Consider the following 13342-nt stretch of genomic DNA (forward strand, 5'->3'; position numbering starts at 1 on the left):
CTTTTGCGAATGTCAGAATCAAAGGACCACTAGCAAATGATTGCTTCTAGTGGAGCTTTGGATTTGACGTTCGCATCAAGGAAGCGCGGAGAGGGGTAGCGAACGTCAAATCCGCTCCACTAGCTCCCCGTCAGGGCGATCTCCCAGTCGAGATAGGCCCGCATCCCTGCCTCTCCCTTGAGATAGGGCGGATCGACGACATCCTGCGGCAGATCGAGAGGAAGGTGTTCGGTCGACTCCAGGGTCCCGCCCTGCGCGACCCAGCCGGCATTTCCGCCCGCGAGCCAGCTTGCACGGTGCCCGAGCCGGCGCAGCGTCGCGACCGCAAGGATGGCTTGGCTTTCGTCCGCGGCCGTCACGACGATCTCCCGGCCGAAGTCCAGACCATCCTGGCTTATCTCGGCCAGCCGCGCCTCGAGCCACCCGCGGGGCAGCCAGAGCGCGCCGGGAATGTGCCCTTTCTTGAAGTCGCGGCTCGTGCCGACGTCGAGCACGATCCGCGACGCCTCGCCAAGGCGGCTCGGCGCAACCGAAGGGACAGTATCACGCAGGCGGGCGAGCCATGCCGGGACCGTGGCCGGCCGCTTCGCGAGAGGGAGGCCCGCGGCCCGCCAGGCCGGAACACCCCCATCGAGCAGTGCGACCTCCGAAAACCCCATCCGGCGCAGCCAATAGGCGGCCATGGCCGCGCGCCCATTGCCGTCGTCGACAAGGATGACGGGTACCGCCTCGACGGCGAGAACTTCGTCCGTGCACTGAATGAGCTGCCCGCCGGGCCGCGAGCAGGAGGACGCGATATGCCCGGCCAGATAGGCTTCCTCGCTCCGCACATCCACGAGGATCACCGGCTCCGAGGCGTGTCGGCGGGCCCGGCGCTCGACCTCCGCCGGCGAAAGACGCAAGACGCCGCTCGCATCCGCGAGGGCGCCGGCGACGGCTCCGTCGTCGTCGAACGGCGCCTCGACCCGATCTCCAGGCACGAGAGTGCGGCCTGAAAGGCGCCAGCCCATCGTGCCGTTCTCCAGCGCGACGACCCGTTCAACTCCGAGGAGCGCCAGCGTACGGGCGGCGATGATTCCGCGTGTCCGCCCGGCGCAGTGAACCACGACCAGCGAGCCCTCGCGTGCCGCCTCCGTCGCCCGGCCGACGATCTCGACGCCTGGAACGTTGCGGCTGCCGGGCAGAGTGGCGCGGCCGAACTCGGCCGGCGTGCGCACATCCCATTGCTCGAACGTCTCGCCGGCGGCCCGCATCTGCGCGAGCCGATCAGAATCGATCGACTCGACGCCGTCATGTTCGTGGATTTCTTCCCCGAAACGCTTGCTGGGAACGTTCACGCCGGTCGCGACGGGACGGCCCGCAGCCCTCCATGCGCCGAGGCCGCCGGTCAGGATACGGACAGCCCGATAGCCGAATTCCGCGAGCGTCGCGGCGGCCAACGCCGCACGTCCGTCCGCCTCGCCCCCATCATAGACGACGATGTCCTGCGCGGTGGACGGAACCAGTTCCCCGATCCGCAATTCGATCAGCCTGCGGGGCAGGAAGGTCGCGAACGGGATGTGCCCCTGCTCCGCTTCGCCTGCCTCACGTATGTCGAAAAGGGCGAGCGAGCGCGGGCGCTCCGCCATGAGTCCCGCGAGCGCATCGACATCGATGTCGCCAGCCATGTCACCAACCATGGCGTCAGCCTGCCTTCTCGGCACGCTTCCATTGATTGTTCGAGCGCTCCAGCAAATCGCCCGCGATCATGTTCTTGTGGATCTGGATCGTGCCGCCGTAGATCGAGCCGCCGCGGACTTCAGCGTAGCGCTGGGCGAGCGGGAATTCCTTCATGTAGCCGTTGGCGCCATGGATCTGCAGCGCATCGTCGCAGATCTCGCGAGCCGCCTGCGCGGTATAGACCTTCGCGATCGAGACCTCGCTGCGGCTCGGCAAGCCGTGGCCGGCATTCGATGCCGCCCTGTAGGTCAGGAGCTGCGCGGCCTCGAGCTTCACCTTCATGTCGGCCAGCATCCATTGCAGGCCCTGGAAATCCGCGATCTCGCGGCCGAACTGACGCCTCTCTTTCGCGTAGGCGACGGCGAGTTCGAACGAGGCCTGGGCCGATCCGAGCATCCGGGCGATGCTCCCGAGCCGTTCGGCATTATAGACGCTGATGAGCCGCCCGAAGGCATTGCCGTCCAGAAGCACATTCTGCGCGGGCACCCGGCAGTCGTCGAAGAAGAGTTCGAACAGCCTCTCATCGGCCATGTTGATCCCACCCTGGCTGTGAGAGAAGCCCGGCGCGTCATGCGGCACGATCACCGCGCCGATATCGGCGGGTTTTCCCGTGCTGCCGAAACGGCAGTAGGTGAGCGTGTAGCTGTTGTGGTCGACGAAGCTGACGAACTGCTTCTTGCCGTTCAACACGACAGCGTCGTTCCCGTCGCGACGAGCAGCGGTTTTCATCGCCGTCGCCGCCGACCCGGCCTCCGGCTCCGTGATGCCGATGCTCACCCCGAACTCGCCGCGGCAGACCCCGCCGACGAAGAACGACTTCTGCTCCGGAGTCCCGAGTTCGAGGATGGCTCCGATCGCGCCGGTCGAGCTGCGATGCGCCAGAGCGCCGACGATCGAGGCGCAGGATTGCAGCTTCTGGATGACGAGCAGCGTGTCGAGAAGAGGCAGGCCGGCCCCGCCATATTCCTCCGGCATGTTGAGGCCGAGGAGTCCCGCCTCGGCCATCTTGCCCCGCAACCGCGCAATACCCTCGCGGGTGTGGTCGGAAGCCAGTTGCTTCAGCGATCGCCGATAATGCTCACCGGCGAGATCGATGAGTTCGCGCTGCCGCTCGGTCAGTTGAAAGTCCATGGATCGCCCCTTGATGGATCACCCCTTGATCCGCGCCAGAACCTGGCCGACACCGACGACATCGCCCGCGGAGACGCAAAGCTCGGCGAGGACGCCGTCACTCCTGCTGTCGACCGGGATTTCCATCTTCATCGATTCGATCACCAGAATTGTCTCGCCGGACGCGACGCGAGCGCCCTGCTCCGCCAGAATTTCGAAGACGATGCCGGCGATCTCCGCCTTGATCTCTATCGACACAATGCCTCCCGGGTCTCGCGCCTGTCTCCATGAGTAGCTGACAATTTCGATCTTTGTCTAGATCGTATCCCTCAAATTGTGTCCCTTGATGTAGATACAATGCCGTGATATTGCACCCACAATGAGAGGATCGCATGGATAAAGCGACCGAGGAGGAGCTTGCGGAGAGGCGACGCCTTGCCCGGCTCATGGGCGGCCCGGAGGCTCTCGATCGTCTGCACGCGGCAGGAAAGCGGAGCGCGCGGGAGCGTCTCGATCTGCTCCTCGACGAGGGCAGCTTCGAGGAGATCGGCGTCCACGGTCGCAGCCAGCATCCCGGCCTGCGCGATCGGACGCCGGCGGACGGTCTCGTGGCCGGTTCAGGGCGGATCGACGGCCGTATCGTCTATGTGGTGTCCGAGGATGCCACAGTGCTTGCCGGCACCCGCGGGCGGGTGGCGGAAGCAAAGATCGCGCGGATTCGCGAACTCGCCCTTGCGCATCGCAAGCCCTTCATCGCGCTGCAGGAGGCTGGCGCCGGACGTTTCCAGGAGAGCAACGGCGCGGTCGCCGCGGGTATGGGCGTCCGCTTCCGCGAGCACTTTCTGCTCTCGGGTGTGGTGCCGCAGGTGGCGGGCCTCATGGGCGCATGTTTCGGAGGACCGTCCTTCACGGCAGCGCAATCCGATTTCGTCACCATCACGCGAACCGGCTTCATGGGGATGTCGGGCCCGGCCGTGGTGCGGGTCGGTATTGGCCTCGACGTCAGCGCCGAGGAGATCGGCGGCGCCGACAAGGTGGCGACCGAGCGCGGCCTCGCCGATCATCTCGGCGAGACGGATGCCGACAGCATCGCCGCGATCCGCGAGGTTCTGTCCTATTTTCCGTCGAGCAGCGACGAGCTGCCGCCGATCCGCCCGTCACGCCCCGCGCCCGGCGACACCGAACAGGGACAGCGCGAGATCACAGCCCTCGTGTCTGACAATCATCGGCGCGCCTACGACATGCGCAAGCTCCTGCGCCTCATCGTCGATGACGGGAAGCTCACGCCGTACAAGGAGAGCTATGGCCCAAACCTGATCACCGCCTGGGCCCGGATCGCGGGGCGCGCGGTCGGCATCGTGGCGAACCAGCCGATGCAGCTCGCGGGCGCACTCGACGAGAAGGCGGCCGTCAAGGCGCGTCGATTCATCGACATCTGCGACGCCTTCCACATCCCGATCGTTTCGTTGATCGACTGTCCCGGCTTCCTGGTTGGCCCGGACATCGAGGATCGGCGCATGGTCGTGCTGGCCTCGCAACTGCTGAATTCGATCGTCAGCGCGACCGTCCCAAAAGTCACCGTCATCCTGCGTAAGGCGATCGGGCTCGCCTATATCGCGCTCGGCGGCAAATCGACCAAGCCGGACCGCATCGTGGCTTGGCCGACGGCGCGGTTCGACGTGATGGGCACCGCGGCCGGCGTCGAACTCGTCCACGGCAAGGAGATCGCCAAGGCATCCGATCCGGCCGCGAAGCGAGCGGAGATCCTCAAGAAAGTCGAGGCGCAATCCTCCGCCTATCTCGCGGCTGAGATGGCGCTGATCGATGACGTCATCCATCCGACCGAAACGCGCCGCGTCATCATTCATGCCCTGGACTGCACGGCGGATCGTGTCGCGCCCGGCTTCAAGCGACGGATCATGCCGTGACGGAGATGGCGAAGGACATGCAGGAAGTCGATGTCGTCGTGGTCGGCCTCGGTGCCGCGGGAGCCGCCGCGGCCATCGCGGCGCACGATGCCGGAGCGCAGGTCGCCGTCTTCGAGAAGATGCCCGATCCCGGCGGTCTCTCGATCGTGTCGGCAGGCGGAATCCGTATCGCCTTCGAGGCCGGCGCCGCCTTCGACTATCTCAAGGCGACCTGCGGCGGACGGACTCCGCATGACGTTCTGCGGGTCCTTGCCGACGGCATGGCGGAGGTCTCCGACTGGGTGCGCGCTCTCGCCGAGGTGAGCGGAGCCACCGTGAAGGTCACGCCGGCAAGAGGGAATTATCCGCTGCCGGGTTCCGAGGCTCTCGGTTACTGCGAGGTGGCCGAGGTCCCGGCGCTCGAAGGTGCCGCTTCATTCCACGCGGTACGGGGGATTCGGCCGGGATGCCGGCTGTTCAAGGTGCTGGAAGACAATCTCCGGACGCGCGGCATCGCCGTCCATCTGGGACATCCGGTCCGGCGACTGATCCGCGAGGGAGCCGGGGTCTGCGGCGTCGTGGTCGAAGCGGGCGGACAGCAGCTGCGTGTTCGCGCGCGACGCGGCGTCATTCTCGCCTGCGGTGGCTTCGAGGCGAATTCCGAGATGAAGCGGAATTTCTTCCAGGCCGATCCGGTGATATCAGCTTCGTTCCTCGGGAATACGGGCGACGGCATCGCCATGGCCCAGGAGGTCGGGGCCGCGCTCTGGCACATGTGGCACTATCACGGACCCTACGGCTTCCGCCATCCGGACCCTTCCTATCCCTACGGTCTGTATCTCAAGGCGATTCCGATGTGGCACCCGGGACATCCGGAGAGCACCTCGGATCTCGGGGTCGTCGACCAGCAGGGACGACCGGCCGGAGGCAGGCAACTGCCGCGGCTCGCCTGGATTCTCCTCGACAAGACCGGGCGCCGCTTCATGGACGAATATCCGCCCTACCCCGGCGATTTCGGCGTTCGTCCGCTCGATCTCTACGATTCGAAGAACCAGGACTTCCCCCGCATCCCCGCCCACATCGTCTTCGACGAGAAGGGTCGCCGGATGTACCCGCTCGGGCGCTGCGCGATCAACGGGCGCGACGGCTGGTACGAATGGAGCGCCGACAATTCGCGGGAGGTCGAACTCGGCTTCTTCCGGCGGTTCGACAGCTGGGACGCGTTGGCGGACGGGATCGGGGTCGATCCCGATATCCTGAGGAAGGAGATCGCGACCTGGAACCGGGCCTGCGCGTCCGGCGATGATGAAGCCTTCGGCCGGCGTCCCGACACGATGGTCCCACTCGATACGCCGCCCTTCTATGTCGGACAGGTCTGGCCACTCGTCATCAACACGCAGGGCGGCCCGGTCCACAACGCGCGGCAGGAGGTTCTCAACCCGTTCGGCGAGGCGATCCCCGGCCTCTACGCCGCCGGCGAATTGGGATCGGTGTTCGGGCATCTCTATCTCAGCGGCGGCAACCTCGCCGAGTGCATGATCGGCGGACGCATTGCCGGTCGCGAGGCCGCAAGCCGGGAGCCGATCCGTGGCTGAGATCCTCGTCGATGATCCCGGCGCGGTGCGCCGATCGGTGCTGAACCGGCCTTTCCAGAAGGTGCTGGTCGCCAACCGCGGAGCCGCTGCATCGCGGATCATCCGCGCGCTCGGCGAGCTCGACATTGCATCGGTAGCCATCTTCTCGGAAGCCGATGCGAAGGCGCCCTATCTGCACGCGGCGACCGAGGCTTTCTGCATCGGCGCCCCGCCGGCGCGCGAAAGTTATTTGCGGGCCGACAAGATCATCGCCGTCGCCCGCGAGAGCGGAGCCGATGCCATCCATCCCGGCTACGGCTTCCTGTCGGAGAACGCTGCCTTCGCCCATGCGGTCGCAGACGCCGGGATGACGTTCATCGGCCCGTCACCGCGATGGATCGAGGCGATGGGCCACAAGACCGAGGCCCGCGATCTGATGCGGCGCCACGGCATGCCTGTCGCCGCCGGCTCGGAGCTGCTGGATGAAGGGGGCGACATCGCCGCCGCCGCTCGAAAGATCGGCTATCCTGTCCTCGTGAAGCCGGCCGCCGGCGGCGGCGGCATCGGCATGATCATCGCCCAGGACGAAGCCAGCCTGTCCCGCGGCGTCGAGCGCGCACGCTCCCTCGCAACCCGCAGCTTCAGCAACGGCCAGGTCTATCTCGAACGCTATCTCGCGCGGCCGCGTCACATCGAGTTCCAGCTCCTCGCCGACAGATACGGGGCCGCGCGTCATCTCTTCGAGCGAGATTGCTCGCTCCAGCGCCGATACCAAAAAGTCGTCGAGGAGGCGCCCGCTCCAGCGCTTCCCCGCGATGCGCTCGGCGCCATCGCCGATGTCGCGACGGGCATCCTGGCCGGGCTCGGCTACGACAATATCGGCACGATCGAGATGCTGCGGGCCGATGACGGCGGCTTCTCCTTTCTTGAGATGAATACCCGCCTTCAGGTCGAGCACGCCGTCAGCGAGATGGTCACCGGCATCGACATCGTAAAGGCGCAGATCCGCCTCGCCGCCGGCGCAGCGATCGCCGACGTGCTGCCCGAGGAGGTCGACGTCGACGGCCATGCCGTCGAGGCACGCATCTACGCGGAAGATCCGCAAAGCTTCATGCCCTCGCCTGGACGGCTCGAGCGCTTCCGGCCCTGTTCGCCGAAACCGGGATTGAGAATCGAGACCGGCTATGCCCAGGGCTGCGAGGTTACGCCCTTCTACGATCCGATGCTGGCCAAGGTCATCGCGCATGGCGCCACCCGCGACGAGGCGCTCGACACTCTCGCGACGGCCCTCGTCGATTTCGAGGTCCAGGGCGTGAAGACCAATATCCCGTTCATCCTGCGCGCGCTTCGCCATGGGCCTTTCCGGGCGGGCGCGATTCATACCGGTCTTGCGGCCGAAATCGCCAATTAAGGAGGCACCGATGACGAGAGAAAGCCAATTGGAGGATCGCGAGCCCGTCATCGTGGAGGCCGTCAGAACGGCGGTTGGACGGCGCGGCGGAGCTCTGCGGGACTGGCATGCGGCCGCTCTTCTTGCCGAGACCTTGAAGGCGATCGTCGCCCGCAGCGGAGTTCCGGCCACGCGGATCGACGATGTCGTGGCAGGTTGCGCGACACAGGTCGGCGAGCAGGCCGGAAATGTCGGACGCACGGCCCTTCTCATGGCCGGATTCCCGGTCACCGTGCCGGGCATGACCGTACAGCGGGCCTGCGGCTCCTCTCAACAGGCCGTGCATGTCGCCGACAACATGATCAGGAGCGGCATCGCTGAAATCGTGATCGCCTGCGGCGTCGAGCTGATGTCGAAGACGCAGGGCGGGAACGAAGACACCAAATATGGTCGTCGCCATCCCGAGGAGCTGGTGCGCCGCTTCTCGATGCCCTCGATGGGCGAGGCCGCCGAGCGGATCTCGGACCGCTGGCAGCTCGATCGTGGCTACCTGGATGATCTGGCGCTGCGCAGCCACGCGCTCGCGACCGAGGCGACGCAGGAGGGTCGTTTCGATCGGCAGATCGTCCCCGTCGTTGCGGTCGACGGATCCCCCCTCACCCGGGACGAGGGCATCCGGGCCGACGCCTCGCGCGAAAAGCTCGCCTCTCTGAAGACGGCCTTTCGTGAGAACGGCCGCGTCACGGCCGGAAACGCGAGCCAGGTCTCGGACGGAGCGTCGGCGATCCTCGTCATGAGCGCGCGAGCGGCGCGCGAATTCGGCCTGCGGCCCCGCGCCAGGCTCAAGGCGCAGGTGGTCGTCGGCGTCGATCCCGAACTGATGTTGACCGGCCCGATCCCGGCGACGCAGGCGATCCTGAAGCGTTCGGGCATGGCGCTGTCCGAGATCGATCTCTTCGAGATCAACGAAGCCTTCGCGCCGATCCTCGGCTCCTGGCTCAAGGAGATCGAGCCCGATCTCGACCGCGTCAATGTGAATGGCGGCTCGATCGCGATCGGTCACCCGCTCGGGTCGACGGGCGCGAGGCTGATGACGATCATGATCGACGAACTGGAGCGCCGCGGCGGCCGCTACGGGCTGCAATCGATGTGCTGCGGCGGAGGTCTCGGCACCGCGACCATAGTCGAGGCGTTGTCGTGAGCGAAGTCGACAGGAGCCTGGTCGGGACACAGACCGCTCCCTTCACCGTCGAGGTCGAACGCGGCGCGATCCGCCGCTTCGCGGAAGCGATCGGGGACGGCAATCCGATCTTCAACGAACCGGCGGCGGCGAAGCAGCAAGGCTATGCCGATCTCGTCGCGCCGCCGACCTTCGCGACCTCCTTCCGCCTGCCAAAGGACCCGCCTTGGATCGCCAATCTCGATCGGCGCCGGATCGTGGCCGGCGAGACGTCCTTTGCGAGCGTTCGTCCGATCACGGCCGGCATGGTGCTGACCTGCCAGATGAAGCTGCGCGCGGTCGAAGACAAGGACGGCCGCAAGGGACGGATGCAGCTCCTGCATCAGGATCTCGAGGGCAGAGATGCGAACGGAGATCTCGTCTTCGTCTCCAGCCGCACGACCGTCTATCGGTCGGCAGAGCAGAGCCTCGCATGATATCCGTGCCCGACCTCTCCACCATCGAACTCGGCTCCCGCTTCGAGGCGGCCTGCGGGCCCGTCACGACCGCCCAGCTCGTCCGCTATGCCGGCGCTTCGGGTGACTTCAATCCGATCCACTACGATCATCACTATGCGGTCGGTGCCAAGCTCGGCGGGGTCATCGCGCATGGCATGTTGACGATGGCCTTCATGTGCCGCGCGCTCACCGATCGCGCCGGCCCGCGCGGCAGTGTCAGCCGCGTCACGGCGCGGTTCCTGGCCCCGGTCCGGCCGGGCGATACGGTCACGACGATCGTGGCCGTCAATTCGCGCCGGGAAGACACAGCCCAGCCCGGCATCGATTGCGACCTCGCAGCCTTCGTGGGCGACCGGCAGGTCGCCGAAGGTAAGGCGACGATTATTTGGCCGGACCAAGAACCGGCTCGTCAGGATTTCGGGGGGATTGGAGAACGGCATGCGTGAGAGCAAACGACCGCTCATCCTTGGGGTCGGCGGGACACCGCGCGGCGGATCGACCACGGAACGCGCCTTGGCGGTATGTCTCGCGGCCGCCGCCGCCGACGGTGCCGAAACCGTGATGATCAGCGGCCCCGACCTCATGCTTCCCATGTACAATCCGGGTCAGATGCCGAACACGCCCGAAGCGGAGCGGCTGGTCGACCTCTATCGCCGTTGCGACGGCATCGTGATCGCGTCCCCGGCCTACCATGGCTCGCTGTCCGGCCTCGTGAAGAACGCACTCGATTACGCGGAGGAATTACGGTCGTCCGAGCGCGTCTATTTCGACGGCCTCGCGGTCGGGCTGATCGCCTGCGCCGCTGGATGGCAGGCGACCGGACAGACGCTCGCCGCACTGCGATCTATCGCGCATGCGCTGCGGGGCTGGCCGACCCCCATGGGGGCGGCACTCAACACCTCGACGAAACTGTTCGACGATGCCGGTCAGTGCATCGATTTGTCTTCTCGTTTCCAACTCGAAACGGTAGGACAGCAAGTCGTGCGCTTCTCGCGGATGAGCGAGGCGGTGATCCGTCTCGAACAGGAAATCATTCGATAGAGCGTGCGGCGGGAAGGCGGAAAGCCGATTTCCCGGACGCAGCGCGCAACACCGATGGGTCAGGCCGGACGATGTTTTGTGGATCATCGACTTGCCCGACGCGGACTTAAAGGAGAGGGCAATGTTCCTTCGTCTGTACTGGAGCCGCCTCCAACCGGGCGCCTGGGAGGCCGTGCACGATCTCTACCGTCGCGACTTCAGCAAGATGAACGTGCCGGGCCGTCTCGCCCGTTGGGTCACCCGCGACACGAACGATCCCGACTGCGTCATCACGGTGACGCTGTGGGAGAACCAGGCCGCTATCCAGGCCTGGGAATCCTCCGAGCAATACGCTCGTTCGATCGTCGCGATCCGCCCGCATCTCGTCGGATCGCAGACTGTATCGCTCTGCGAAGTGGAACTGGAATATCCGTCCGGCTTGCTCCAGGCCCTGCACGAAGCCGCCGAACGATTTCCCCTTTCGCCGGCGTGACGGCCGTCCGTTCCCATTGTTCTGGGATTGGCAATCAGCTGCCGGACGATGCGGCGAACGTCATCCTTCACGTCGCATGTATCGACAGCCGCTTGCTCAAGTTGTGGGAATGAGACTCCGCAATTCTCTGTAAGCGCTTGGAAAGGCTTGGTCGGCGCACCAGGGCCCGAACCTGGGAGCCCCTGATTAAGAAACATCCTGTTGGCCTTGATATTTCGAGAGAATTTTTCCAACTGAGCCAAAATTCGCGCATCAGAGATCAATGGCTTAAAGCGGAAACTCCAACTGCGAGAACGCGTCAAAGTTCATGGATCGATCCATCGCCCCTGTCGCCTCCCCGATCAGGTCGCACTACCAAGATCATGGATGGTTGGCCTAGGACCGCTTGCGGTCAAATCCAAAGTCGCCGCTGTGACGGGCAAGTTGAAACGCCGCGGCCCAGCACTTCCCGGATTGAGATAGAGCACCCCGCGAATAGTCTCGATCCGGGGCCGATGCGAGTGGCCGCAAACGACGACGTCAACCCCGCGCGAGACTGGTTCGGGCCGGAGTGTTCTGAGGTCGTGCAGAACGTAGATGCAGCGTCCACCTAACTAGCCGAATCTGCATAGCGATGGGTTCTCATCGCCCTCAGAGTGCGGCTTCGCATCGGCATGGACGGAGCGAACCATGAGCGCGACAATAAGCATTCGGCGCCGACTGCTAGCAGCGACAGCCATCGCGACCATGTCGGGCCTGCCGGCAGCCGCACAGAAAACCACCGGCACGCCGGGCTCACCCGGCGCCACGACCACTTTCGCCGCTACGTTTGCAACGATTGCTCTCGCGAACGACACTCAAACAAGATTTGGTTGCGCGTAGAAGCTGGCATGCTGGGGCAGCTCCAAGCGAACCCGGTGAGACTGAAAGATGACGGCGGGAAATCTAGATGAAGACGGCCGCGCTGCTATCGCTGGTGCTCTTGGGCAAGCAACCGGTGCCAGCGTCGGATCGTGGCAGCTCGTGCATCAGTAACCGGAGGAAGTCCCCATGAACATCGTATTGTTATCAATCATGCTTGCTAGTCCACTTGGAAACCCGTTGGTTATACCTGTCGGAGATCGTGTGCCGATTATCAATGTCGAAGAGACTTGCAGAGCCACAGCTGCCACGGACAAGGCTATGAATCTCGATTTGCCTCAATCTGTCGAGAACTGCATGCGCGACGAAAACGCCGCCCGAGAGCAGCTTGGTACCGTCTGGTCGACCTACCCCGCTTCCACGCGTGATCGATGCGCGCAGGAAGCGACTCTAGCCGGTACAGGCAGCTATGTTGACCTGTTGACCTGCATGCAGATGACCGACCCGGCGAAATTGATACCAACACCGCCCTTGAGGGGCGCGAGCAAGAATAGAAACAAGACTTAATGCCTATCGCCGCGCGGGTCAGACAGCCGGCTGCCTTGCCCGAACCGAAAGAGAAGCAGCGGACAAGGAATGACCGAGTTGACTGACTGCATTTGAGAAAGACAGGTACGACGGATGCGCGCCGTCCTGGCCGAGGATCATCCTGCGATGGCTCAGCAACTCCACGCACTGATCAGCTCAGATTGCGACGTTCAGATCGTACAGGATGCACAATCGTTGATGGCCGCTTTCGAGTTAGAGATGCCCGACATCGTCATCACTGACATCACCATGCCAGGCAAAAGCGGGCGGGCAGCGGCCCGGGACATCCTCGCCGCGCCTCCGGAAGCTCGCAAAATCCGCTCGCACTCCCCAAAAGTCTGATGGCCGGGAATGGTGGACCGAACATGCGTAATCCGATGTGAGCTTGCCGGGGACCGGTGCGATCGCCGACAATCCATCAGGATGCGAGGCGTCTGCGCCTGGCGAAGTTCAAATCATGGGGCCATAATAGGCGCCCCAGTGGCCCCAGGGATCCCGCTCGTAGCCGCGGCGAACCGACTCTTGCCAGCCATAGTAGCGTTCCCCGCCATGGAGAACGCGCTCGCTACCACCAACTTTGGGTGCGGTTGCAACACGATCAGCCGCGAAGGCACTACGTGCGAATGCGCTGGTGGGGAGCGCGGAACCGCCGAGGGCAACGGCGATAGCAACAACAACCGTGATCTTACGCAACATGGACTTTCTTTCGTTAGGGGCACGTCGATAATATATGAAGCAACTTGCGAAACCGCTGCATTGGTCATGAAGTTGTGAACGCTTGTTAGAACTCGGCCCGAACTGCGAGATCAAAACCGCCGCGCCACAAGAGCAGCGCCCACCGTTGCTGCCGAGCACAGTAAGCACACGCCATGCTGTAGGTCGCGCTACGCCGGGATGATATCGGCCTTATGGGGCCCATCATTTCGATAAGGACCGATGCCAAGCCTCCCCTTTTGAAAATGACCTTTGACCACCTCCAATTCAAAAGCGGAGTTTTCGCGTTCGCGCTTGGGGATAACGACCA

At 64.6% G+C, this 13342-nt stretch carries 15 protein-coding genes; 10 read left to right on the plus strand and 5 right to left on the minus strand.

Annotated elements, in window-relative coordinates; translation table 11 throughout:
- Positions 1-119: 119 nt before the first annotated feature.
- From QOU61_RS28805 to QOU61_RS28815, 3 genes are read right to left on the minus strand one after another with little or no spacing between them, the layout of a single operon-like run.
- Positions 120-1667: a rhodanese-like domain-containing protein gene (locus QOU61_RS28805; RefSeq protein WP_289654599.1), complete on the minus strand. Its 1548-nt coding sequence runs from the start codon at positions 1665-1667 to the stop codon at positions 120-122.
- A gap of 16 nt (positions 1668-1683) precedes the next feature.
- The gene (locus QOU61_RS28810; RefSeq protein ID WP_289654600.1) at positions 1684-2850 is read right to left on the minus strand and encodes an acyl-CoA dehydrogenase family protein; all 1167 of its coding nucleotides are present in this window, start codon (positions 2848-2850) and stop codon (positions 1684-1686) included.
- Positions 2851-2868: 18 nt separating this feature from the next.
- Positions 2869-3087 (minus strand): acyl-CoA carboxylase biotin carboxyl carrier protein subunit, encoded by a 219-nt coding sequence (locus QOU61_RS28815; protein ID WP_289654601.1) that lies wholly within the window; start codon positions 3085-3087, stop codon positions 2869-2871.
- Between the two features lie 134 nt (positions 3088-3221).
- Here QOU61_RS28815 and QOU61_RS28820 point away from each other — a divergent pair, with 134 nt between their 5' ends.
- From QOU61_RS28820 to QOU61_RS28855, 8 genes are all read left to right on the plus strand, one after another.
- Entirely contained in the window at positions 3222-4757 is a 1536-nt protein-coding gene (locus QOU61_RS28820; RefSeq protein WP_289654602.1) for an acyl-CoA carboxylase subunit beta, read from the plus strand.
- A 5-nt stretch (positions 4758-4762) separates the two neighbouring features.
- Positions 4763-6331, plus strand: a complete 1569-nt coding sequence (locus QOU61_RS28825) for an FAD-dependent oxidoreductase (protein WP_289661826.1) — start codon at positions 4763-4765, stop codon at positions 6329-6331.
- Positions 6324-7721: an acetyl-CoA carboxylase biotin carboxylase subunit gene (locus QOU61_RS28830; protein WP_289654603.1), complete on the plus strand. Its 1398-nt coding sequence runs from the start codon at positions 6324-6326 to the stop codon at positions 7719-7721. Before QOU61_RS28825 ends, QOU61_RS28830 begins: the two co-directional genes overlap by 8 nt.
- Positions 7722-7731: 10 nt before the next feature.
- Entirely contained in the window at positions 7732-8901 is a 1170-nt protein-coding gene (locus tag QOU61_RS28835) for a thiolase family protein (RefSeq protein WP_289654604.1), read from the plus strand.
- Positions 8898-9356: an FAS1-like dehydratase domain-containing protein gene (locus QOU61_RS28840; protein WP_289654605.1), complete on the plus strand. Its 459-nt coding sequence runs from the start codon at positions 8898-8900 to the stop codon at positions 9354-9356. Before QOU61_RS28835 ends, QOU61_RS28840 begins: the two co-directional genes overlap by 4 nt.
- Positions 9353-9823, plus strand: coding sequence for a MaoC family dehydratase (locus QOU61_RS28845; protein WP_289654606.1), 471 nt, complete (start codon positions 9353-9355; stop codon positions 9821-9823). Before QOU61_RS28840 ends, QOU61_RS28845 begins: the two co-directional genes overlap by 4 nt.
- Positions 9804-10418 (plus strand): NADPH-dependent FMN reductase, encoded by a 615-nt coding sequence (locus QOU61_RS28850; protein WP_289654607.1) that lies wholly within the window; start codon positions 9804-9806, stop codon positions 10416-10418. The genes QOU61_RS28845 and QOU61_RS28850 overlap by 20 nt, the downstream gene beginning before the upstream one ends.
- Before the next feature lie 121 nt (positions 10419-10539).
- The gene (locus QOU61_RS28855) at positions 10540-10890 is read left to right on the plus strand and encodes an antibiotic biosynthesis monooxygenase family protein (RefSeq protein WP_289654608.1); all 351 of its coding nucleotides are present in this window, start codon (positions 10540-10542) and stop codon (positions 10888-10890) included.
- A gap of 341 nt (positions 10891-11231) precedes the next feature.
- Here QOU61_RS28855 and QOU61_RS37285 read toward each other — a convergent pair whose 3' ends face one another.
- Positions 11232-11468 (minus strand): metallophosphoesterase family protein, encoded by a 237-nt coding sequence (locus QOU61_RS37285; protein WP_354142549.1) that lies wholly within the window; start codon positions 11466-11468, stop codon positions 11232-11234.
- Between the two features lie 451 nt (positions 11469-11919).
- Here QOU61_RS37285 and QOU61_RS28865 point away from each other — a divergent pair, with 451 nt between their 5' ends.
- Both QOU61_RS28865 and QOU61_RS28870 read left to right on the plus strand, forming a co-directional pair.
- Positions 11920-12297, plus strand: a complete 378-nt coding sequence (locus QOU61_RS28865; protein WP_289654609.1) for a hypothetical protein — start codon at positions 11920-11922, stop codon at positions 12295-12297.
- Positions 12298-12411: 114 nt separating this feature from the next.
- Positions 12412-12660, plus strand: a complete 249-nt coding sequence (locus QOU61_RS28870; protein ID WP_289654610.1) for a response regulator — start codon at positions 12412-12414, stop codon at positions 12658-12660.
- A gap of 108 nt (positions 12661-12768) precedes the next feature.
- Here QOU61_RS28870 and QOU61_RS28875 read toward each other — a convergent pair whose 3' ends face one another.
- A complete protein-coding gene (locus QOU61_RS28875) occupies positions 12769-13014 on the minus strand; it encodes a hypothetical protein (protein ID WP_289654611.1) in 246 nt (81 codons plus the stop codon).
- Positions 13015-13342 lie beyond the last annotated feature (328 nt).

It is taken from the genome of Bradyrhizobium sp. NP1 (assembly GCF_030378205.1).
GTDB lineage: Bacteria > Pseudomonadota > Alphaproteobacteria > Rhizobiales > Xanthobacteraceae > Bradyrhizobium.

Coding starts and splice junctions, on each gene's coding strand:
- QOU61_RS28870 (WP_289654610.1), top strand. CDS start 12,412: ATGCGCGCCGTCCTGGCCGAGGATCATCCTGCGATGGCTCAGCAACTC.
- QOU61_RS28805 (WP_289654599.1), bottom strand. CDS start 1,667: ATGGCTGGCGACATCGATGTCGATGCGCTCGCGGGACTCATGGCGGAG.
- QOU61_RS28810 (WP_289654600.1), bottom strand. CDS start 2,850: ATGGACTTTCAACTGACCGAGCGGCAGCGCGAACTCATCGATCTCGCC.
- QOU61_RS28865 (WP_289654609.1), top strand. CDS start 11,920: ATGAACATCGTATTGTTATCAATCATGCTTGCTAGTCCACTTGGAAAC.
- QOU61_RS28835 (WP_289654604.1), top strand. CDS start 7,732: ATGACGAGAGAAAGCCAATTGGAGGATCGCGAGCCCGTCATCGTGGAG.
- QOU61_RS28845 (WP_289654606.1), top strand. CDS start 9,353: ATGATATCCGTGCCCGACCTCTCCACCATCGAACTCGGCTCCCGCTTC.
- QOU61_RS28875 (WP_289654611.1), bottom strand. CDS start 13,014: ATGTTGCGTAAGATCACGGTTGTTGTTGCTATCGCCGTTGCCCTCGGC.
- QOU61_RS28855 (WP_289654608.1), top strand. CDS start 10,540: ATGTTCCTTCGTCTGTACTGGAGCCGCCTCCAACCGGGCGCCTGGGAG.
- QOU61_RS28825 (WP_289661826.1), top strand. CDS start 4,763: ATGGCGAAGGACATGCAGGAAGTCGATGTCGTCGTGGTCGGCCTCGGT.
- QOU61_RS28820 (WP_289654602.1), top strand. CDS start 3,222: ATGGATAAAGCGACCGAGGAGGAGCTTGCGGAGAGGCGACGCCTTGCC.